The sequence below is a fragment of the Methylobacterium sp. Leaf399 genome (assembly GCF_001424525.1).
Taxonomy (GTDB): Bacteria; Pseudomonadota; Alphaproteobacteria; order Rhizobiales; family Beijerinckiaceae; genus Methylobacterium.
Genome location: NZ_LMQK01000030.1, coordinates 339,030 through 360,287 on the forward strand (window position 1 = coordinate 339,030; position 21,258 = coordinate 360,287).

A 21,258-nucleotide genomic window follows, 5' to 3' on the forward strand; every position below is an offset into this window, starting at 1 on the left:
CTCAGCGGCGGGCGTGCAGCAGCAGCGCCAGGCCGTAGCCCACGGCGCCGGCGATCAGCAGGGCGACGAAGGGGTTCTCGCCGACCTGGGTCTCCACGGCACGGGTGCCGTCACGCAGGTAGGCGCCGCCCCGGTTCGAAACGCGGTCGTAGGCATCGCCGGCGTACTCCGTGACGTCGTCGGCGACATCGCGCAGGGTGTCCTTGGTCTGGCCGTAGACCTCCTGGGCGCGGCCCTGCGCCTCGCGAAAGCGGCCCTCGGCCGAGTCCCGCGACGAGCCGGTCAGGTCACCGGCTGCGCTCTGCACACGGCCGCCGACATCCTTGGCAGCGCCGACGATGCGATCCGTATCAACCATGGTGAAAACTTTCTTCGACAGGTGAGGAGGCGCGGCGGCCTGCGCCCGAAGCGTCGGCCGTCCGCAGTCTGACGGTCACAGAACGTGCGAGGCACACGAACGGCACCGCCCGCCGTCGTGGATTCACGTGCGTTGGCGCACGCGACGGGGGAGCCGCCCCCGGCCTCGCGAGACACGCGCCTCCCGCTGACTGCGGCATTTTGACAACGCCCTTGCGATCGCACATCCTCGAACCGCGATCGAGCGAGTCCCGCGATGGCAGGCGCACGGCGGCAAGGCTTCTTCGGTGACGGCGCCCCCGTCGGTCCATGCCGCGACCGTCCGGCATCGCAACGATTTATGATGACTTTCCCGTATATCTTCCAGGCAAGGTCGCGTCGCGTTCGACGCGGGCGCCGGCGGCGGGACTTCGTCCGTGCCGCCGGTGTCGACAACGGATAGTCCGGTGGCACAGGAAAGCTTCGTCCTCATCGTCTCCGACCGGCCGGACCAGGCCCGCGACCTGGCTCGCGGCACGGTCCGCGTCATCGCCTCGCGGGTGGTGGGACCGGGTACGGGCCTTCCCGACGATCTTCCCCTGGTCGGCCTGATCGACATCGCCGACGAGACCGAGGCGGTGCGCTGGCTCGGCCGGCTCAACGACCTGCGGGTGCCCTGCCTGTATCTCCCGCGCACGGCCTCGGCCCATCCCGACACCGCCCCCCATCCCCTCGGCGCGACGCGGACGCTGCCGACCGGGGCGGTGCGCCCGACCATCCTCACGGCGCTGTTCGACCTCATCGACGCGGTCCAGCAGGCCCGCATCAACCAGGCGCGCCTCTCGGTGCGGGCCTCCCTCGTCCAGGGCCTGGCCGGACAGGCCGGCCTGGTGATCCGCGGCGCCTTCGAGGCGGCGCAATCGGGCGAGCCGATCAGGGCGGCCGAGGTGGACGCCGGGACCGAGGTGATCCTCGAGGCGATCTCCGATTGCGGCATCCGCACCTGGCTGGAAACCATCAGCCACCACGATTCGCAGCTCTACCAGCATTCGCTGAGCGTGGCCGGCTATGCCGCCGCCTTCTCGCTGCAGCTCAACTTCAGCCGCGCCGACCAGATGCGCCTGTCCAAGGCGGCGCTGCTGCACGACCTCGGCAAGGCCCGCATCCCGGCGGCCATCCTCAACAAGCCCGGCAAGCTCACGGCCGACGAGATGGCGGTGATGCGCACCCACCCCGACATCGGCGCCGACATCCTCGCCGCCCAGGGCGAGTTCGACGACGCCATGCTCGCGGTGGTGCGTCACCACCACGAGATGCTCGACGGCAGCGGTTACCCCTCCGGCCTGGCGGGGCCGTCGATCCCGGACCTCGTGCGCCTGGTGACGATCTGCGACATCCATTCGGCGCTGACCGAGCGGCGGCCCTACCGCAACCCGCTCCCCCACGACGAGGCGCACGCCATCATGTGCAAGATGTCCTCGAAGCTCGATCTCCCCTTGCTCAGGGCCTTCGCGCCGATCGTGCTGCGCTCGGCCGGCTACGCCGGGGCCGCCTGAGGCCGCCCGACCACCGCGTAGAGCGAGAGGCCGACGGGCATCGGCAGCCGCCCAAGGAGGTGTCGCTCGGCCGCGAACACCGTTTTCAGCACGGCGTTGACGGAGGGCGACGGCATCTCGTCGTCGCCCGAGCGGTCGCCGAGGATCGCCTTGAGGGCCCGCGAGGCCACGGCGAGGGGGAACAAGGCGGTGTTGAAGTAGCCGCTGCGCTCCACGACGAGGCCCGCCGCCGCCACGGTGCGCCCGAGGCCGGCGCGGGTGTAGCGGCGCTTGTGGTGATGCACGACGTCGTGGGCCGACCACAGCCAGGGCATCGCCGGGACGGTGACGAGGAGCCGCCCCTCCGGCGCGAGCTTGGCGCCGAGTGCCGACAGCGACGCTTCGTCGGCCTCCACGTGTTCGAGCACGTCGAGCAGGGCCACGAGGTCGTAGGCGCCGTCCGCCACCGGCAGGTCGTGCGGCAGCGCGCCCGCCCCCACGGCGATGCCCGAGCGGGCCTGGGCCGTGGCCCGCGCCGTGGCGTCCTGCTCCAGGGCGTCGAGGCGCCCGAAACCGGCCAGGAGGTCGAGGTTGCCGCCGCTGCCGCAGCCGACTTCGAGGATGCGCGCCCGCTCGGGCAGCCGGATCAGCCGTGCGACGAGCGTCGCGAGGATGGCGCGTCGGCCGGCGAACCACCAATGCTCGGCCTCGTTGGAGGCCATGCGTGCGAAGACCGCCTGTTCCATGGTTCGTCGTCCTGTTCTGGGGCGGCCTCGGGTGCACCGGTGACGCGGTCGACCACATAGAGCGGCCGTCCGCGCACCTCGGTGGCGATGCGGCCGACGTATTCGCCCATGATGCCGAGGGAGAGGAGGTTGAGGCCGCCCAGGAACAGGATCGTGGCCATCATCGAGGGGTAGCCCGGGGTCGGGTTGCCCGAGACGAGGGTCATCGCCACGAGGGCGAGGCCGTAGAGGAAGGCGAGACCGGCCACCGAGAGGCCGATGTAGGTCCAGATCCGCAACGGCGCGGTGGTGGAGCCTGCGAGCCCGTCGAGGGCGAGGTTCCACAGGCGCCAGTAGCGCCACTTGCTGGTCCCCACGGCGCGGGTCTCGCGCACGAACCGCACCTCGTCCTGGACGAAGCCGAGCCAGGGGAACAGGCCCTTGGTGAAGCGCGAGCGTTCGGGCAACTGGTTGAGCAGGTCGACCACCTTGCGGTCGAGGAGCCGGAAGTCTCCGATCTCGGCCGAGATCCGGCGGTCCGCCATCAGGTTGTAGAGGCGGTAGAACGAGCCGGCGGTGAGCTTCTTCAGGAAGCTGTCCGAGGTGCGGTCGCAGCGCAGGCCGTTGACGATGACGGCGCCGGCCAGCCACTTGGCGACCATCTCCGGGATGACCTCCGGCGGGTCCTGCAGGTCGATGTCGATGGGGATCACGGCGCGGCCCGCGGCATGGCGCAGGCCCGCGGCCAGGGCCGCCTCCTTGCCGAAGTTGCGCGACAGGCTGACGATCTCGATGCGCGGCCCGTCCTCGCGCGAGCGGGCGGCCAGCAGGACCGCCGGCGTCGCATCGCTGCTGCCGTCGTCCACGAACAGGATCTCCGCGCCCGTGCCCGGCCCGACCAGCCGGCAGGCGGCCGCGAGGGCCGGCTCGGCACGAGCCAGGAACGGGCCCACGGAGGCCGCCTCGTTGTAGACCGGCACCACCAGGGAGATCAGGACGCGCATGACCTCGGGCCCACCTCTTGGCTCGTCGCAAGGGGCCGATACCCCACGCCCGGCTCGGAGCATGAGGCCGGAGCGGTTAACGTCGGTTTACGATGCCCCGCGGCCGTCGATCTCGCCATCCGGCGCGGCCGGCCGGTTGCAGAACCGCATCCGCCGCCCCATCGTCACCGCCACATCGGTTGGCCACATCACGGTTGGCCACATCGGACTGCGGGAGTTTTCGGACGATGGTCGTGAAGCACGTGTCGACGGCGCCGTTCCTCGATCAGAAGCCGGGCACCTCGGGCCTGCGCAAGAAGGTGCCGGTGTTCCGGCAGCCGCATTACGTCGAAACCTTCGTCCAGGCGATCCTCGACACGATCCCTGATGCCGCGGGCGGGACCCTGGTGCTGGGCGGCGACGGGCGCTTCCTCAACCGCGAGGTGGTGCAGACCACCCTCAAGCTCGCCGCCGCCAACGGGATCGGCCGGGTGCTGGTGGGCCGGGGCGGCCTGCTCTCGACGCCGGCCGCCTCCTGCGTCATCCGCAAGGCCGGGGCCATCGGCGGCATCGTGCTCTCGGCCAGCCACAACCCCGGCGGGCCGGACGGCGACTTCGGCATCAAGTTCAACGCCGCCAACGGCGGGCCGGCGCCGGAAGCGGTGACCGAGGCGATCTTCGCCCGCACCAAGGCGCTCGACGGCTACCGCATCCTGGACGTCCCCGACCTCGACCTCGACACGCTCGGCACCACGACCATCGGCGACATGGTGGTGGAGGTGATCGACCCGGTGGCCGACTATCTCGACCTGATGCGGACCCTGGTGAATTTCGACGCCATCGCCGCGATGTTCGCTGGCGGCTTTCGCATGCGCTTCGACGCCATGAGCGCGGTGACCGGCCCCTACGCGACGGCGATCCTCGAAGGCGCGCTCGGGGCGCCGGCGGGGACCGTGGTCAACGGGACGCCGCTGCCCGACTTCGGCGGCCACCATCCCGACCCCAACCCCGTTCACGCCGGCGAACTCTACGCGCTGATGCTCGGCCCCGACGCTCCCGACTTCGGCGCGGCGTCCGACGGCGACGGCGATCGCAACATGATCGTGGCGCCCGGCCTGTTCGTGACCCCGAGCGACAGCCTCGCGATCCTGGCCGCCCACGCCCATCGGGCGCCGGGCTACGCGCGCGGGCTGTCGGGCCTCGCCCGCTCGATGCCGACCAGCCGGGCCGCCGACCGGGTCGCGGCCGCCCTCGGCATCCCGGCCTACGAGACGCCCACCGGCTGGAAGTTCTTCGGCACCCTGCTCGACGCGGGCCTCATCACCCTGTGCGGCGAGGAGAGTGCGGGCACCGGCTCGGACCATGTGCGCGAAAAGGACGGGCTGTGGGCGGTACTGCTGTGGCTCAACGTGCTCGCGGCCACCGGCACCCGCGCCGACGCCCTGGTGCGGGCGCATTGGGCCGCGTTCGGACGCGACTACTACACCCGCCACGACTACGAGGAGATCGACGCCGAGGCCGCCAGAACGCTGATGACGAACCTGCGGGCGAAACTCGCCGACCTGCCGGGCCGGCGGCTGGGCGACCTCACCGTCGCGAGCGCCGACGACTTCCGCTACGTCGACCCCGTCGACGGCTCGGTGACGGAGCAGCAGGGGGTGCGGATCGTGTTCGCGGAGGACGCGCGGGTGGTCTACCGGCTCTCGGGCACGGGCACCGCGGGCGCGACGCTGCGGGTCTACATCGAACGCTACGAATCCGCCCCCGGCCGGCTCGAACGGCCCATCGCCGAGGTGCTGGCGCCGGTGGTAGCGGTGGCCGACGCGCTGGCCGACATCGCCGCGATCACCGGGCGGAGCCAACCCAGCGTGATCACCTGACGGGCGTTTCGGGGGACGGGACGACCCTGGCAGCGGCCGGAAGCCCGGGGGCGAGACCGCGCCAACGGCGCGGCCCCGGGCCGGTGCCGCACCGAGCGGTCGCCGGCTCGCCGACGTTTCTCCCAAGCCGGCCGGACCGGACGAAAAGCCGCAACGGCGCTTCGTCCGTCGTCCACCGCGAACGTCCCCCGGAGACTTCCGGGATGCGATGTTCGATCGACCGACAGATTGCCGAATTCCAGGTGTCGTCCTGCCGGAATCGATGTCAGACTACGGTTCGCGCCGTCGCCGCGAGGGCAATAATAGCCAAGAAAACGATGGCGCGTTAAGAGCTTGACAGTGTCACGGCACATCGCCCAAATATAATGTACACCAGACCGGGAATGCCACCTCGAAGGGCAGCCGGCCGGTATCGCGGAGAGGAAACGATGACAGTCAGCAGACGCGCGCTCATGGGCGCGCTGGCCTGCGCTACGGCGCTTGGCCTCACCCCGGCGCAGGCGGCCGACCCCATCAAGATCGGCGTGACCGGCCCCTACACGGGCGGATCGTCGGCGATGGGCGTGTCGATGCGCGATGCGGCCCGCCTCGCGGCGGCCGAGATCAACAAGGGCGGTGGCGTCCTCGGCCGTCCGTTGCTGCTGGTCGAGCGCGACGACGAGGCCAAGAACGAGGTCGGCGCGCAGGTGGCGCAGGAGCTGATCAACAAGGAAAAGGTCATCGCGACCATCGGCTTCATCAACACCGGCGTGGCACTCGCCGCGCAGCGCTTCTACCAGGAAGCCGAGATCCCGGTGTTCAACAACGTCGCCACCGGGACGATCATCACCAACCAGTTCAAGGAGCCCGATTACGAGGCCAACTACGTCTTCCGGAACTCGGCCTACGACGTGCTCCAGGCCGGCATGATGGTCGACGAGGCCGTCTCGCAGGGCTTCAAGAAGATCGCCCTCCTCGCGGACTCGACGAACTACGGCCAGCTCGGCCGCGAGGACATCGAGAAGTACCTCGCCACCAAGGGCATCAAGCCCGTCACGGTGGAGAAGTTCAACATCAAGGACGTCGACATGACGGCCCAACTGCTCAAGGCGCAGCAGGCCGGCGCCGACGTCATCCTGGCCTACGGCATCGGCCCCGAGTTGGCGCAGATCGCCAACGGCATGGCCAAGCTCGGCTGGAAAGTCCCGATGATCACGTCGTGGCCGTCCTCGATGCAGAGCTTCCTCGACATCGCCGGCGCCAACGGCAACGGCGTGACCATGCCCCAGACCTTCATCGAGGATCGCACGCTGCCCAAGCGCAAGAACTTCCTCGAGAACTACTACAAGACCTACGGCGTCACGAAGATCCCGACGCCGGTGGCCGGCGCCCAGGGATACGATTCGGTCTTCCTCCTCGCCGCCGCGATCAAGCAGGCCGGGTCCACGGACGGGCCCAAGATCAGGGCCGCCCTGGAAAACCTCAACGAGCGCGTCGAGGGCGTGGTCACCACCTACGAGAAGCCCTTCAGCGCCAAGGACCACAACGCAATCACCCGCAACATGGTGGTGTTCGGCAAGGTGCAGGACGGCAAGATCGTCTACGCCAAGGAAGAGGACGCCAAGAACGCGGGCGTCGTCCGCGTGAAGGAAAAGTCCGCGAACTGAACGGCACGATGCGGGCGGGTCCTCCGTAGCCACAGGGGCTACGAAACGACCCGCCCGCCCGCAGCCGTGCACGGGCCGTCGGCCCGCCGCCCCCGGCCAAATCCGGGGCGGCGGGCCGCCGCCTCTGGCGTAGACCCCGGTTCACCTCGAAACCGGTGACCGCATCCCCCGCAAACCCCGCTTTCGGGACGCCTCCACGATGTCTCGCTCTCCCCGGTAAGGCACCCCATGGCCATTTTCCTCCAGCTCATCGCCTCCGGCGTCGCGGTCGGCATGATCTACGCCGCCATCGCCTTCGGCTATCAGCTCACCTTCGCCACCTCGAAGACGCTGAACTTCGGACAGGGCGAGGCGCTGGCGCTCGGTGCCCTGTTCGGGCTGACCATGGTCCCGTTCGTCGGGTACTGGTTGATGATCCCGCTGGTCCTCGTGTTCGGCTTCGCACTCGGCGCGGTCGTCGAGCGGCTCGGCGTGCGCCCGGCCGTCAAGATCAAGTCCGAGTACGGATGGATCATGGCGACCATCGCCTTGGGCATCATCTTCCGCAACGTGGCGGAGAACATCTGGGGCCGCGACGACCTCAAGTTCCCCTCGCCGTTGAGCGAGGAGGCGATCCAGGTCGGCGGCACCCGCGTGCTGCCGATGGAACTGCTGATCGTGGGCGGCGCCCTGCTGATGATGCTCGCGGTGGAGATCTTCAACCGCAAGTCGATCTGGGGCAAGGCGGTGGTGGCCACCTCCAACGACATCGACGCGGCCGGCCTGATGGGCATCAACACCCAGAAGATCATCACCCTGTCCTATTCGATCAGCGCGATGACGGCGGCCTTCGCCGGCGTGCTGGTGGCCCCGGTGACACTCACGGGCGCCACGATGGGCTCGGTGCTGGCGCTCAAGGCCTTCGCCGTGGCGATCATCGGCGGCCTCGAATCCGGCCTCGGCGTCATCGTCGGCGGCCTGATCCTCGGCGTCGCCGAGACGCTGACCGGATTCTACATCTCGACCGGGTACAAGGACGTGCCGGGTTTGATCCTCCTCCTCGTCGTCCTCTCGATCCGCCCCGTCGGGCTGTTCGGCAAGGCCGTGATCAAGAAGGTCTGAGCGTGACATCCTTCGCCCCCCTTTGTCGCGGCCGCTCCAGGTCCGTTCGCCCCCGCCGGACCGGAGCCTGACGCCATGGCACAAACGACCGTCGCCCCCGCGGCCTCACCCGCGACCGCGCCCCGGCCGAGCAAATCCATCGGCCTCCTCGGCGCGCTCCTGCTCGTGGTGTTCCTCGTCGCCTTCCCGCACGTGGTCACGAGCTCGTATTACATCCACCTGCTCGTGGTGATCGCGATCTACGCGATCCTCATCCTGGGGCTCGACATCGTGGTCGGCTACACCGGCCAGGTCAGCCTCGGGCACGCGGGCCTGTTCGGGGTCGGCGCCTACTCGGCCGCCGTCCTGTTCCTGCACTTCAAGCTCGGCCTCTGGTACGGCCTGTTCGCCGGGATCAGCGTCACCGCGCTGTTCGGCCTCCTGCTCGCCGTGCCGGCCCTGCGCGTCACGGGACCGTATCTGGCGATGGTGACCCTCGCCTTCGGCACCATCGTCCAGATCTTCATCAACGAGCTGACCCCGCTCACCAACGGCCCCCTCGGCATCACCCTGCCGCCGGTCCGCGTCCTCGACTTCTCGCTGATCGGGATGCAGGCCCCCTGGGGGGCGGCCGGGCGCAAGCTCGAGTTCTACTATCTCGTCTGCGCCGCACTGCTGCTGACCATCGTCGTCGTGAACCGCATCGTGCGCTCGCCGTTCGGGCGCGCCTTCGAGGCCCTGCGCGATTCCCCCATCGCCTGCGACTGCATGGGCGTGAGCGTCTACCGCTACAAGGTCTACGCCTTCGTCATCTCGGCCGCCCTCGCGGGGCTGTCGGGTGCGCTGTACGCGTGGTCGGAGCGCTACGTCGCCCCCAACTCCTACGGGTTCGAGCTCACGGTGCTGTTCCTGCTCGCGGTGACGATGGGCGGGCGCAAGTCGCGGGCCGGGCCGCTGATCGGTTCGGCGATCATCGTGATGATGCCCAACATCCTGGCCGACATCGAGCTCGTGCGCATCATGGCCGGGGTCATCGCCCTCTCCGCCCTGATCGTCGGCGGCCTCGCCTTCCTGCGCAAGCAGGAGAACCGTTTCACGATCCTCGTGCCGGTGGTGCTCTGCGTCCTGTTCTTCCCCGCGACGCTGGCCCTGCAGTCGGTGACGGACTTCCGCCTCACCGTCTTCGGCCTGATGATCCTGTTCGTGGTCTACTACCTGCCCGACGGCATCGTCGGCTTCCTGCGCGAGAAGATCCCGGCCCTGCGCCCGGCCCACACCGCCGAAGGGCGCACCCTGACGGGCGAGGGCGCCGCCCTCGTCGCGCAGCGCGGCGGGGCGGACGCCGATCCGCTCCTCAGGATCGACTCCGTGCTGATGCAGTTCGGTGGCCTCAAGGCGCTGGCCGGCGTCGATATCGCCGTGCGGCCGGGCACGATCCACGGGCTCATCGGCCCCAACGGGTCGGGCAAGAGCACGATGATGAACGTGCTCACCGGCATCTACAAACCCACCGGCGGATCGGTGACCCTGTCCACGGTGGCGGGAACGAAGCGCCTCGACGGGCAGACGCCCTCCGACATCGCCGCGGCGGGGGTGGCGCGCACCTTCCAGAACGTCCAGCTCTTCCGGGAGATGACCGCCCTGGAGAACGTGCTCGTCGGCCTCCACCACGCCTTCAAGGGCAACATCGTCGACGCCATCCTGAGCACGCCCCGTCGTCGGCGCGAGGAGAAGGAGGCCAGGGTCCGCGCCATGGCGATCCTCGACTTCGTCGGGCTCGGCAGCCTCGCCCAGGTCGAGGCCCGCAACCTCCCCTACGGCAAGCAGCGCCTGCTCGAGATCGCCCGCGGCCTCGCCCTCGATCCCGTGCTGCTCCTGCTCGACGAGCCGGCGGCGGGCCTCACCGCCCCCGACATCGCCGACCTCACCACGATCATCCGCAAGATCCGCGACGCCGGCATCACGGTGATCCTGATCGAGCACCACATGGACGTGGTCATGGGGCTGTGCGACCGCGTGAGCGTCCTCGACTTCGGCCACAAGATCGCCGAGGGCGGTGCCCGCGAGATCCAGAAGGACCCCAAGGTGATCGAGGCCTATCTCGGCAGCCCGGTCTCGGACCAGGAGCCCGTCCATGCTTGAGGTCACCAATCTCTCGGCCGGCTACGGCCAGATCGAGGTCCTCCACGGCCTCTCGTTCGAGGTGCTCAAGGGCCAGGTCGTCACGCTGATCGGCTCGAACGGCGCGGGCAAGACCACCACGATGCGGGCGCTCTCGGGCATGATCCGCCCGCGCAGCGGCTCGATCCGCCTCAACGGGCGCGAGATCGGCGGCCTCGAGAGCCACGACGTGGCGAGCGCGGGCCTCGCCCATTCGCCGGAGGGGCGGCGGGTGTTCGCGACGCTGAGCGTCGAGGACAACCTGACGCTCGGCGCCTTCCCGCGCCTGACCGGCTCGCGCCCGAAGGGCGACGTCGGGGCCGACCGCGACCGGGCCTTCGAGCTGTTCCCGCGCCTCAAGGAGCGGCGCAGCCAGCTCGCCGGCACCCTCTCGGGCGGCGAGCAGCAGATGCTGGCGATGGGCCGGGCCCTGATGCTGCGTCCCGACATCCTGCTCCTCGACGAACCCTCGATGGGCCTGGCGCCCAAGCTCGTCGAGGAGGTGTTCCGCACCATCCGGCGGCTGAAGGAGGAACAGGTGACGATGCTACTCGTGGAGCAGTTCGCCATGGCGGCTCTCGGTGTGGCCGATCATGCCTACGTCCTGGAGAACGGCCGCATCCGCTTCCAGGGCCCGGCCGCGCAGCTGCGCAACGATCCGGCCGTCCAGTCGGCCTACCTCGGCGGCGGCCACTGATCCGAGGACCGGCCGAGACCGCGTCCGGCGATCGCCTCATACCATTTCCGGTTGATCACTTCGTGATGCGGAAATGGGCTTCGCTCAGGCGCCGCGCGGGCTCGGTGATACGGTTCCCGCTCGATCCAAGCGGAAACCGTATCAGCCGCGAACGGGAGATGACGATCGCGCCGCCTCGGCGCGATCGCTTCGGCCGAGGAACGGAGCGTCCCGGCCTACGGACCTCATTCCGAAGGGCCGGAGCGAAGCGGAGGCCGCGGGGTGAGGTCGCGGTCGGAATCGTCGCCGTGCCGACAAGAGGCTCCGATCCGGCCCTCTGCACTCGGCCCGTCAGCGCCGCCGCAACCGATGCAGCACCTCGCCGACGATGCCGCGCCGGAACAGCAGCACGCAGGCCATGAAGACGAGGCCGGTGATGATGGTGACCGGGAAGGACGAGGTCGCGAAATAGTGCTCCAGGGCGGCCACGAGGGCCGCGCCGACGACGGGTCCCGGCAGCGTCCCGATCCCGCCGAGCAGCGTCATCAGGATCACCTCGCCCGACATCTGCCAGGCGACGTCGGTGAGGGTGGCGAGCTGGAAGACCAGGGCCTTGGTGCCGCCGGCGAGGCCGGCGAGGCCGGCCGACATCACGAAGGCACCGAGCTTGTAGCGGTCGACCCGGTAGCCCAGCGAGATCGCCCGCGGCTCGTTCTCGCGGATGGCCTGCAGCACCGCGCCGAAGGGCGAATGCACCACCCGCCAGACCGCGAACAGCCCGAAGGCGGTGATGGCCAGCACCACGTAGTACAGATTCAGGTTCACCGAGAGGTCGATGAGGCCGCCGAGCAGGAATCCGCGCGGCACGTTCTGGATGCCGTCCTCGCCGCCGGTGAAGGGCGCCTGCAGGCACACGAAGAACACCATCTGCGCCAGGGCCAGGGTGATCATCGCGAAGTAGATGCCCTGCCGGCGGATGGCGAAGAACCCCATCACGAGGCCCAGGAGCGCACCGACCGCGGCCCCGAACAGGATGCCGAGTTCCGGAGGCCAGCCCCACACCTTGAGGGCGTGGGCGCTGGCATAGGCGCCTCCGCCGAAGAAGGCCGCGTGCCCGAACGAGAGCAGGCCGACATAGCCGATGAGCAGGTTGAAGGCCGCCGCGAACAGCGCGAAGCACAGGATCTTCATCAGGAAGACCGGATAGATCGCGAACGGCGCGGCGACGATGCAGGCGAGCCCGAGCACCGCCAGCCCGGTGTAGAGCGCGCGGTTGAAGTCGGACCGGCGCGCGGGCACCGCGGCGGCGGGCATGAGGTCGGTCGGCCGCGCATCCATGGGATCAGCCCTCTCGTCCGAACAGGCCGGCCGGGCGCACCAGGAGCACCGCGGCCATCACCACGAAGATCACGATGCTGGAGGCCGGCGGATAGAACACCTTCGTCAGGCCTTCCAGCACGCCCAGCGCGTAGCCGGTGAGGATGGCGCCGCCGATCGACCCCATGCCGCCGACCACGACGACGGCGAAGACGATGATGATGAGGTTGGAGCCCATCAGCGGGCTGACCTGGTAGATCGGCGCGGCCAGCACCCCGGCGAGACCGGCGAGACCCGCGCCGAGGGCGTAGGTCAGCGTCAGCAGGCGCGGCACGTTCACGCCGAAGACCTGCACCAGCGTCCGGTCCTCGGTGGCGGCCCGTAGGTAGGCACCGAACTTGGTGCGCTCGATCAGGAGCCAGACGGCCAGGCAGATGACCACCGAGGCGACGACCACGAAGCCGCGGTAGATCGGCAGCACCATGAAGCCGAGGTTCTTGGCGCCGACGAGTTCGTCGGGCGTCGCATAGGGCTGCCCGGCCGCACCGAACTGCCAGCGGAAGGCGCCCTCGATCGTCAGGGCGAGCCCGAAGGTGAAGAGCAGCCCGTAGAGCGGGTCGAGGTCGTAGAGCTTCGAGAGGGCGGCGCGCTCCACCACCAGGGAGGCGGCCCCGACGACCAGGGGGGCGACGAGCAGCGCCCACCAGTAGCCGATCCCGAGGTGCTCCAGCAGCAGCCAGGCGACGAAGGCGCCGAGCATGTACTGCGCGCCATGGGCGAAGTTGATCACCCGCAGGAGGCCGAAGATCACCGCGAGGCCGAGGCTCAGCATCGCGTAGAACGAGCCGTTGATGAGCCCGAGCAGCAGTTGTCCGAGCAGGGCCTGGATCGGTACGCCGAAGATCGTCGTCATCGCGTCAGACACCCAGCAGTTCGTGAAGCCGGTCGAGGCGGCCCTCGACCTCGTCGGCCCGGAACGCGTCGACCACCACCCCGCCCTCCATCACGTAGAAGCGGTCGGCGACGCGGCGCGCGAAGCGGAAGTTCTGCTCCACGAGGAGAACGGTGAGGCCCCGTGCCTTGAGCTGGATGAGGGCCGCGGCGATGCGCTGGACGATGACGGGGGCCAGCCCCTCGGTGGGCTCGTCGAGGAGGATCATCTTCGGCCCGGTGCGCAGCACCCGGGCGATGGCGAGCATCTGCTGCTCGCCGCCCGACAGCTTGGTGCCGGGGCTCGACCGGCGCTCCTTCAGGTTCGGGAACAGCGCGTGGATCTCCTCCACGCTCATGCCGCCCTCGGCGACCTTGGGCGGCAGCATCAGGTTCTCGGCGACGGTGAGGCCGGCGAAGATGCCCCGGTTCTCCGGCACGTAGGCGAGGCCGGCGCGGGCCGGGCCGTGCAACGGCATCCGCGTGAGGTCGCGGCCGTCGAAGCTCACCCTGCCGTCCCGGCGCCCGACGACGCCGAGGATCGAGCGCAGGGTCGTGGTCTTGCCCGCGCCGTTACGGCCGAGCAGGCACACGGTCTCGCCCTGGCGGACGTTGAGGTCGACCCCGTGGAGGACGTGGCTCTCGCCGTACCACGCGTGCAGGCCGGCGACGTCGAGGAGAGCGGGGCCGGCGGGAGCGACCGCCGCCATCGGCACGGGGTCGTGGGCGCCCAGGTCAAGCATCCTCGGACCCCATGTAGGCCTCGCGCACGCGCGGGTCGCGGCTGACCGCGTCGTAGCTTCCCTCGGCCAGGACCTCGCCGCGGGCGAGCACCGTGACCCGGTCGCAGAGGTCGGCCACCACGGACAGGTTGTGCTCGACCATCAGGACGGTGCGGCCCACGGCGACGGTGCGGATGAGCTCGCTCACCCGGCCGATGTCCTCGTGCGCCATCCCCGCCATCGGTTCGTCGAGGAGCAGGAGGTCGGGCTCGAGCGCCAGCGTCGTGGCGATCTCCAGGGCGCGCTTGCGGCCGTAGGAGAGATCGGCGGCCTCGGAGCCGGCGTGCGATTCGAGGCCGACGTCGGCGAGAAGCGAGCGGGCGCGGTCGTCGAGCCCCGACAGGACGCGGCTCGACCGCCAGAACTGTGTCGTGAGGCTCGCCTTCCGCTGCAGGGCGACGCGGACGTTGGCGAGCGCCGTCAGTTTGGGAAACACCGCCGAGATCTGGAACGAGCGCACCAGCCCGAGGCGGGCGACATCGGCCGGCGGCAGGGCCGTGATGTCGCGCCCGCGATAGACCACCCGCCCGGCCGTCGGCTTGAGGAACTGGGTCAACAGGTTGAAGACCGTGGTCTTGCCGGCCCCGTTCGGCCCGATCAGCGCATGGATCGAACCTTCCCGGATCGAGAGATCGACGCCGTTGACGGCCTTGAACCCGCGGAACTCCTTCTTCAGGCCGGTCGCGGTGAGGATGGGGGCGGTGGTCATCGTGACGGGCCTTCGCCGGACCGGATCTCGATTCCGATGGATCGGCACGCCCCGCTCCTCCCCTTCGCGGAGAGGCGTTGGACGTGGGGGTGGTTCCACCGGGCTCGAGCATGGGTCGCCCGGCCGCCCCTTCCCCCTCCCCTCAGGGGGGAAGGGATACCTACGCCGACCCCCGCCATCATCACTGCCCGATCGACGGGCAGCCGCTGTCCTCGGCCTTGCCGAAGGCCTCGGAGCCGGGGATGGTGGCCAACAGCTTGTAGTAGTCGTAGGGGCCCTTGCTCTCGGCGGGCTTCTTCACCTCGAACAGGTACATGTCGTGGACCATGCGGCCGTTGGCCTGGACGCGGCCGTCCTTGGCGAAGACGTCCTGCACCGGTAGTTCGCGCATCTTCTTGGCGACGGCCTCCGCATCGTCGGTGCCCGCGGCCTGGACGGCCTTGAGGTAGTGCGTCACCGCCGAGTAGGTGCCGGTGTGGATCATGTTCGGCATGCGCTTGGCGCGCTCCTGGAAGCGCTTGCCGAACGCCCGGGTCTCGTCGTTGAGGTCCCAGTACCAGCCTTCGGTCAGCGTCAGGCCCTGGGCCGCCTTGAGGCCGAGACCGTGGACCTCGGCGAGGGTGAACAGCAGGCCGGCGAGGCGCTGCCCGCCCTGGACCAGGCCGAATTCGGAGGCCTGCTTGATGGCGTTGGCGGTGTCCAGCCCGGCGTTGGCGAGGCCGACCACCTTGGCGCCCGAGGCCTGGGCCTGGAGCAGGAACGAGGAGAAGTCGTTGGCGCTCAAGGGGTGGCGGACCGATCCCTTGACCTCGCCGCCCTTCGACTTGACGTATTTGGTGGTCTCGCTTTCCAGCGAGTAGCCGAAGGCGTAATCGGCCGTGAGGAAGAACCAGGAGTTGCCGCCTTGGGCGACCAGCGCACCGCCGGTGCCCACCGCCAGGGCCCGGGTGTCGTAGACCCAGTGGAAGCCGTAGGGGCTGCACTGCTTGCCCGTGAGTTCGGTGGTCGCCGCCCCCGTCACGATGTCGATCCGGCGTTTCTCCTTGGAGATGCCCTGCACGGCCAGCGCCACCGACGAGGTGGTCAGCTCCATGATCGCGTCGACCTTGTCGACGTCGTACCACTGGCGGGCGATGGAGGAGGCGATGTCGGGTTTGTTCTGATGGTCGGCGGTGATCACCTCGACGGGAACGCCGTTCACCTTGCCCCCGAAGTCCTCCACGGCCATGCGCGCGGCCTCGAAGGAGGACCGCCCGCCGAACTCGGCGTAGACGCCGGACTGGTCGTTGAGGATGCCGATCTTGACGGTTCCGTCGGAGATCGTCTGCGCCGTGGCCGCCATCGGCGTCAGCGCGGTGGCGGCGACCAGGCTCGCAACGCAGGCGAGTCCGAGATTGACCTGTCCCATCGATGTTCCTCCGGTCGGGGCGTCGGCTCGTCGGCCGGCCCTCTGGTGCTTGAGGCGTCCCTTTTCGGGTCCGCGATTCTCTTGGGCAGTCGCGAGGGGGCCGCGATACGCCGATACCGTCGAAGCTAGACCATTTTCGCGCCGGATGGCGCTGGACGTCACGAGAAAAACACACGCCATCCCGGAAGAAAACCGGCCCCGCGCGAACGGAGCCGGCCCAGGGACGCTCGTCAGCTCATGGTGGGCATCGTGAACTCGGCGCCCAGGCCCGCCCCGTCCGGCCAGCGCACGGTGGTGGCCTTGAGGCGGGTGTAGAATCGGACACCCTCGGGACCGTGCATGTGGTGGTCGCCGAACAGCGAACGCTTCCAGCCGCCGAAGGAGTGGAACGCCATCGGCACCGGGATCGGCACGTTGATGCCGACCATGCCGGCCTTCACCCGCGTCATGAAGGTGCGGGCGATGCCGCCGTCGCGGGTGAAGATCGCGGTGCCGTTGCCGAACTCGTGCGCGTTCACGAGCTCCAGCGCCTCGCCGAAGGTGGCCGAGCGGACGATCGACAGCACCGGCCCGAAGATTTCCTCGCGATAGATCCGCATGTCGGGGCGGACCCCGTCGAACAGCGATCCGCCGATGTAGAAGCCCTGCTCGTAGCCCTGCAGCGACAGGCCGCGCCCGTCGACCAGGAGGTTCGCCCCTTCCTCGACGCCGGTGTCGATGTAGGACGAGACCTTGTCGAGATGCGCGCGACTGACGAGCGGGCCCATCTCGGCTTCCCCGTCGGTGCCGGGGCCGATCTTGAGGGCGCGGACCCGCGGCACCAGCCGCTCGATCAGGGCGTCGGCGGTGTCCTTGCCGACGGGGACGGCCACCGAGATCGCCATGCAGCGCTCGCCGGCCGAGCCGTAGGCCGCCCCCATCAGCGCGTCGACGGCGCCGTCGAGGTCGGCGTCTGGCATGATCACCATGTGGTTCTTGGCGCCGCCGAGCGCCTGGACGCGCTTACCGGCGGCGGTGCCGGTCCTGTAGATGTGCTCGGCGATGGGGGTGGAGCCGACGAAGGAGATCGCCTGGACCTCGGGGTGTTCGAGGAGCACGTCCACCGCCACCTTGTCGCCGTGCACCACGTTGAAGACGCCGTCGGGCAGGCCCGCCTCCTTGAGGAGCAGCGCCAGTTCGACGGCGAGCGAAGGGTCCTTCTCCGAGGGCTTCATCACGAAGGTGTTGCCGCAGGCCAGGGCCACCGGGAACATCCACATCGGCACCATGGCGGGGAAGTTGAACGGCGAGATGCCGGCCACCACGCCCAGGGGCTCTCGCGCACTGATCACGTCGACGCCGCGGCCGACCTGCTCCGAGATCTCGCCCTTGAGGACCTGGGGGATGCCGCAGGCGAACTCCACCACCTCGAGGCCGCGGATGACCTCGCCGCGAGCGTCCGACAGCACCTTGCCGTGCTCGGAGGTGATGATGGCGGCCAGGCGATCGATGTTGCGGTCGACGAGGTCGCGGAAGCGGAACAGCACCCGGGCGCGGATGTGCGGCGGCGTCGCCGACCAGGCCGGGAACGCCTTGGCCGCGGCCTCGATCGCCGCAGCCGCCTCGGCCGCCGTGGCGAAGGGGACATGGGCGGTCACCGCCCCGGTCGCCGGGTCGAAGATCTCTCCCCGCGTCTCGCCACGTCCCTCGACGCTCTGGCCGCCGACGAAATGCGGGACGATCCGGGTGAAAGCTTGCTGATGTGCGGATGAGGCCATGACGGGCGTCCTTCGACTGTGAGCGGTCAGGCCTCCCAGGCCTGTTCGTAGAGGGTCGCGATCTCGGCAGCGGACGGGATGCGCGGGTTGTTGGCCGGCGAGCCAGAGGCCAGGGCCTGTTCGGCCATCACCGGGATCAGCGCCCGCCAGCGGCCCTCGTCGAGGCCGTAGGCGCGGGGGCTCGGGACTTCGAGATCGCGGTTGAGCTGGCGCAGCTCGGACACCAGACGCGCTACGGCCTCGGCATCGTCCGTCGCCTCGCTCGCCAGGCCCATGGCGCGGGCGCAATCGGCGTAGCGCGCCGGGGCGGCGCTGGCGGAGAAGGCGGTTACCACCGGCAGCAGCATGGCGTTCGAGAGGCCGTGGGCGACGTGGAAATGCGCGCCGATGGGCCGGCTCATGCCGTGCACGAGGGCGACGCTGGCGTTCGAGAAGGCCATCCCGGCCTGGAGCGCGCCGAGCATCATCGCCTCGCGGGCGGGCCGGTCGCCGGGCTCGCGGAAGACCGTGCGCAGGTTGGGCGCGATCGCTTTCATCGCCAGGAGCGCGATGCCGTCGGAGAACGGGTTGGCGCGCCGGGACACGTAGCCTTCGATAGCGTGGGTCAGCGCATCGATGCCGGTGTCGGCGGTGAGCCTTGCGGGCTTCGACAGGGTGAGCTCGTAGTCGACGATGGCCGCGACCGGCAGGTAGGCCTGGCCGATGCACAGCATCTTCTCGTCGGTGGCCTCGTCCGTGACGATGGTGAAGCGGGTCGCCTCCGAGCCGGTGCCGGCGGTGGTGGGAATCGCGATGACGGGAAGGCCCGCCCGGTCCTCCACGTGCGGCGCCTTGAGGGCCCGCATCCGCCCGCCGCCGCGCGCGGCGAGCACGGCCACCGCCTTGGCGGTATCGATCGGGCTGCCGCCACCGAACCCGATGACGCAATCGTGCCGGCCGTCGCCCATCGCGGCCAGCGCCAGGGCGACGGAGGCCTCGGTCGGATCGGGAATGGCATCGGCGAAGACGGTGGCGGTCATCCCGGCACCCGCGAGCGCCGCCGTCAGGCGGTTCGCGGCCGGTTGGCCGGCAAGGAACCGATCGGTGACGACGAAGGGGCGGGACACTCCGAGATCGCGTAGGACGTCGCCGACATCGCCGAGCGTGCCCGCACCGATGCGCAGCACCCGCGGCAGCGCGATGGCCGCTCCTGCCATGGCTTCATCTCCCTCGACGTATGACGCGACTCTCTTCCGATAGCCGGACGGCGCGCCTTGTCGAGACGACGTTAGCATTGACACCCGCGCACAGACACGGGAACTCTCGCGCAGTATCTGTGCGGAAATACGCGACCCGATGCCGAAGTCCTTTGACTGGGACGACCTGCGGTTCTTCCTCGCCGTCGCCCGCTCCGGCACGATCTCGGGCGCCGGGCAGCGGCTGGCCACCGACCATGCCACGGTCGGCCGCCGCATCACGGGGTTGGAGGCGGCGCTCGGCGCCAAGCTGTTCGAGCGCAACCCGCGCGGCTACAACCTCACCCAACCCGGGGAGCGGCTGCTGGCCTCGGCGCAATCCATCGAAGCCGAAGCCCTGAAGGCCGAGCGCGACGTGGCCGATGCGGATCTCGCGGTGGCCGGCACGGTCCGGATCAGCACCCTCGAGGGCTTCGGAAACTTCTTCCTCGCCGGGCGGCTGCCGCGGTTCGCGCAGGCCAACCCGAACCTCGCGGTGGAGCTCATCGCGATCCAGCAGATCGTCGCCCTGTCGCGGCGCGAGTCCGACATCGCCGTGACCCTCGATCCGCCCCAGAGCGGGCGCTTCGTGCGCGAGCTCCTCACCGAGTACGTGCTGTTCGTCTACGGCGCACGCACCTATCTCGCGGCCCATCCACCGATCGCCACCCGGGCCGATCTCGCCGGGCACACCTTCGTCGGCTACATCGACGACCTCGTCTTCATGCGGGGCCTCGACTACCTCGACGAGGTCGGCGGTCGCCGCATCAAGGCCCGTGTCCAGAGTTCGAGCCTGCATGCTCAGATGGAGGCGACGCTGTCCGGCCACGGTCTGTGCGTGCTGCCGGCCTTCATGGCCGCGCGGCATCCGGAGCTGACGCGCGTGCTTCCGGGCGACATCTGCCTGCGGCGCAGCTACTCCCTGGTGACGCATGCCGACGTCGCCGAAACGGCCCGCGTGCGCGCCGCCCGCCGCTTCATTCGCGAAGAGGTCGAGGCCGCCAGCGACCTCTTCCTCGGCCGCTCACCCACACATCATCCGAAAGGACCGTCATGACGCCGACCGCTATCGCTTTCTTGGGTCTCGGCAACATGGGTGGCCCGATGGCCGCCAACCTCGTGCGGGCGGGTTACCGGGTCATGGGCTTCGATCCATCCGAGGACGCCTGCGCCGCGGCACGCGAAGCGGGCATCGGGATCGCGCCCGCGCACGAGGCGGTGGCGCAGGCGAGCGTGGTGGTGACGATGCTTCCGAGCGGTCGCCATCTGCTGTCCGCTCTCACCGACATGCTGCCTCACCTTTCACCCGGCTCCTTGCTCGTCGACTGCTCGACCATCGACGTCGACAGCGCACGTGCAGCCCATGCGCTCGCCACCGAGGGCGGCCACCTCGGCCTCGACGCTCCCGTCTCGGGCGGGGTCGGCGGGGCCAGGGCCGCGACCCTGACCTTCATGGTCGGCGGATCGGGGGCGGCTCTCGAGCGGGGCCGGCCGGTCCTCGAGGCGATGGGCCAGAGGATCGTCCATTGCGGCGACGGCGGCGCGGGTCAGGCCGCCAAGATCTGCAACAACATGCTGCTCGGGATTTCGATGATCGGCGTCGCGGAAGCGTTCGTCCTGGCCGAGCGGCTCGGGCTGTCGCATCAGGCCCTGTTCGACGTCGCCTCGACCTCCTCGGGGCAGTGCTGGTCGCTCACCAGCTATTGTCCGGTGCCGGGCCCGGTGCCGACGTCACCGGCCAACGACGGCTACAGGCCGGGTTTCGCCGCAGCCCTTATGCTCAAGGACCTGCGGCTGGCCGCCGATGCTGCCGCGGCGACCGGCTCGCCGACCCCGCTGGGGGCGGCAGCGGAAAGGCTCTACGCGGCCTTCGTCGCAGCCGGCGAGGGAGGAACCGACTTTTCCGGCATCGTTCGTCATCTGAGGGACGACGGCGTCACGGAATGAGCGGTGTTCCCATCATTTTACTTTGCCCAAGACACACGAAAGCCGGCCCGTTTTTAGCGGGCCGGCTTTCGTGTGGTTCGGTGTGTGTATGGGGTAGTGATTTTGGTTGCGGGGACAGGATTTGAACCTGTGACCTTCAGGTTATGAGCCTGACGAGCTACCGGGCTGCTCCA

At 69.6% G+C, this 21,258-nt stretch carries 18 protein-coding genes; 8 read left to right on the forward strand and 10 right to left on the reverse strand.

The annotated features are described in order from the left end of the window. Window position 1: 1 nt before the first annotated feature. Complete coding sequence (locus ASG40_RS14970; protein WP_055887296.1) at window positions 2–358, reverse strand: CsbD family protein; 357 nt, start codon at window positions 356–358, stop codon at window positions 2–4. A gap of 445 nt (window positions 359–803) precedes the next feature. Here ASG40_RS14970 and ASG40_RS14975 point away from each other — a divergent pair, with 445 nt between their 5' ends. Next, the gene (locus tag ASG40_RS14975) at window positions 804–1,892 is read left to right on the forward strand and encodes an HD-GYP domain-containing protein (protein WP_165700234.1); all 1,089 of its coding nucleotides are present in this window, start codon (window positions 804–806) and stop codon (window positions 1,890–1,892) included. Here the strand turns inward: ASG40_RS14975 and ASG40_RS14980 are convergent. Further along, window positions 1,874–2,617, reverse strand: a complete 744-nt coding sequence (locus ASG40_RS14980) for a class I SAM-dependent methyltransferase (RefSeq protein WP_055887298.1) — start codon at window positions 2,615–2,617, stop codon at window positions 1,874–1,876. The genes ASG40_RS14975 and ASG40_RS14980 overlap by 19 nt on opposite strands. Beyond that, window positions 2,518–3,600 (reverse strand): glycosyltransferase family 2 protein, encoded by a 1,083-nt coding sequence (locus ASG40_RS14985; RefSeq protein WP_082494421.1) that lies wholly within the window; start codon window positions 3,598–3,600, stop codon window positions 2,518–2,520. Before ASG40_RS14985 ends, ASG40_RS14980 begins: the two co-directional genes overlap by 100 nt. Before the next feature lie 227 nt (window positions 3,601–3,827). On the opposite strand from ASG40_RS14985, the gene ASG40_RS14990 reads away from it, so the two are divergent. The 5 genes from ASG40_RS14990 to ASG40_RS15010 all read left to right on the forward strand — a co-directional run bounded on the left by ASG40_RS14990 (window position 3,828) and on the right by ASG40_RS15010 (window position 11,042). Then, the gene (locus tag ASG40_RS14990; protein WP_055887301.1) at window positions 3,828–5,459 is read left to right on the forward strand and encodes an alpha-D-glucose phosphate-specific phosphoglucomutase; all 1,632 of its coding nucleotides are present in this window, start codon (window positions 3,828–3,830) and stop codon (window positions 5,457–5,459) included. Between the two features lie 428 nt (window positions 5,460–5,887). Beyond that, on the forward strand, window positions 5,888–7,105 hold the full coding sequence (locus ASG40_RS14995) for an ABC transporter substrate-binding protein (protein ID WP_055887304.1): 1,218 nt from the start codon (window positions 5,888–5,890) through the stop codon (window positions 7,103–7,105). Window positions 7,106–7,333: 228 nt separating this feature from the next. After that, window positions 7,334–8,206: a branched-chain amino acid ABC transporter permease gene (locus ASG40_RS15000; RefSeq protein ID WP_055887306.1), complete on the forward strand. Its 873-nt coding sequence runs from the start codon at window positions 7,334–7,336 to the stop codon at window positions 8,204–8,206. Window positions 8,207–8,281: 75 nt separating this feature from the next. Beyond that, window positions 8,282–10,327 (forward strand): branched-chain amino acid ABC transporter ATP-binding protein/permease, encoded by a 2,046-nt coding sequence (locus tag ASG40_RS15005; RefSeq protein ID WP_055887315.1) that lies wholly within the window; start codon window positions 8,282–8,284, stop codon window positions 10,325–10,327. Then, the gene (locus ASG40_RS15010; protein WP_055887316.1) at window positions 10,320–11,042 is read left to right on the forward strand and encodes an ABC transporter ATP-binding protein; all 723 of its coding nucleotides are present in this window, start codon (window positions 10,320–10,322) and stop codon (window positions 11,040–11,042) included. Before ASG40_RS15005 ends, ASG40_RS15010 begins: the two co-directional genes overlap by 8 nt. A 330-nt stretch (window positions 11,043–11,372) precedes the next feature. Here the strand turns inward: ASG40_RS15010 and ASG40_RS15015 are convergent, their stop codons facing one another. From ASG40_RS15015 to ASG40_RS15045, 7 genes are all read right to left on the reverse strand, one after another. Continuing rightward, the gene (locus ASG40_RS15015; RefSeq protein ID WP_200938184.1) at window positions 11,373–12,359 is read right to left on the reverse strand and encodes a branched-chain amino acid ABC transporter permease; all 987 of its coding nucleotides are present in this window, start codon (window positions 12,357–12,359) and stop codon (window positions 11,373–11,375) included. A gap of 4 nt (window positions 12,360–12,363) precedes the next feature. Further along, window positions 12,364–13,251, reverse strand: a complete 888-nt coding sequence (locus ASG40_RS15020) for a branched-chain amino acid ABC transporter permease (RefSeq protein ID WP_055887319.1) — start codon at window positions 13,249–13,251, stop codon at window positions 12,364–12,366. Between the two features lie 4 nt (window positions 13,252–13,255). Then, entirely contained in the window at window positions 13,256–13,978 is a 723-nt protein-coding gene (locus tag ASG40_RS15025) for an ABC transporter ATP-binding protein (protein ID WP_055887322.1), read from the reverse strand. A gap of 25 nt (window positions 13,979–14,003) precedes the next feature. Then, window positions 14,004–14,759 (reverse strand): ABC transporter ATP-binding protein, encoded by a 756-nt coding sequence (locus ASG40_RS15030; protein ID WP_055887328.1) that lies wholly within the window; start codon window positions 14,757–14,759, stop codon window positions 14,004–14,006. 181 nt (window positions 14,760–14,940) lie between these two features. Beyond that, complete coding sequence (locus ASG40_RS15035) at window positions 14,941–16,101, reverse strand: ABC transporter substrate-binding protein (RefSeq protein WP_055887484.1); 1,161 nt, start codon at window positions 16,099–16,101, stop codon at window positions 14,941–14,943. 296 nt (window positions 16,102–16,397) lie between these two features. Further along, window positions 16,398–17,924 carry a CoA-acylating methylmalonate-semialdehyde dehydrogenase gene (locus ASG40_RS15040; protein ID WP_055887331.1) on the reverse strand — a complete coding sequence of 509 codons (1,527 nt, stop codon included), beginning with the start codon at window positions 17,922–17,924 and terminating at the stop codon, window positions 16,398–16,400. Window positions 17,925–17,950: 26 nt separating this feature from the next. Continuing rightward, the gene (locus ASG40_RS15045) at window positions 17,951–19,120 is read right to left on the reverse strand and encodes an iron-containing alcohol dehydrogenase (RefSeq protein ID WP_055887334.1); all 1,170 of its coding nucleotides are present in this window, start codon (window positions 19,118–19,120) and stop codon (window positions 17,951–17,953) included. Between the two features lie 139 nt (window positions 19,121–19,259). Here ASG40_RS15045 and ASG40_RS15050 point away from each other — a divergent pair, with 139 nt between their 5' ends. Next, complete coding sequence (locus tag ASG40_RS15050; protein ID WP_055887336.1) at window positions 19,260–20,195, forward strand: LysR family transcriptional regulator; 936 nt, start codon at window positions 19,260–19,262, stop codon at window positions 20,193–20,195. Further along, window positions 20,192–21,085 (forward strand): 3-hydroxyisobutyrate dehydrogenase, encoded by an 894-nt coding sequence (mmsB, locus tag ASG40_RS15055; RefSeq protein WP_055887339.1) that lies wholly within the window; start codon window positions 20,192–20,194, stop codon window positions 21,083–21,085. The genes ASG40_RS15050 and mmsB overlap by 4 nt, the downstream gene beginning before the upstream one ends. Window positions 21,086–21,258 lie beyond the last annotated feature (173 nt).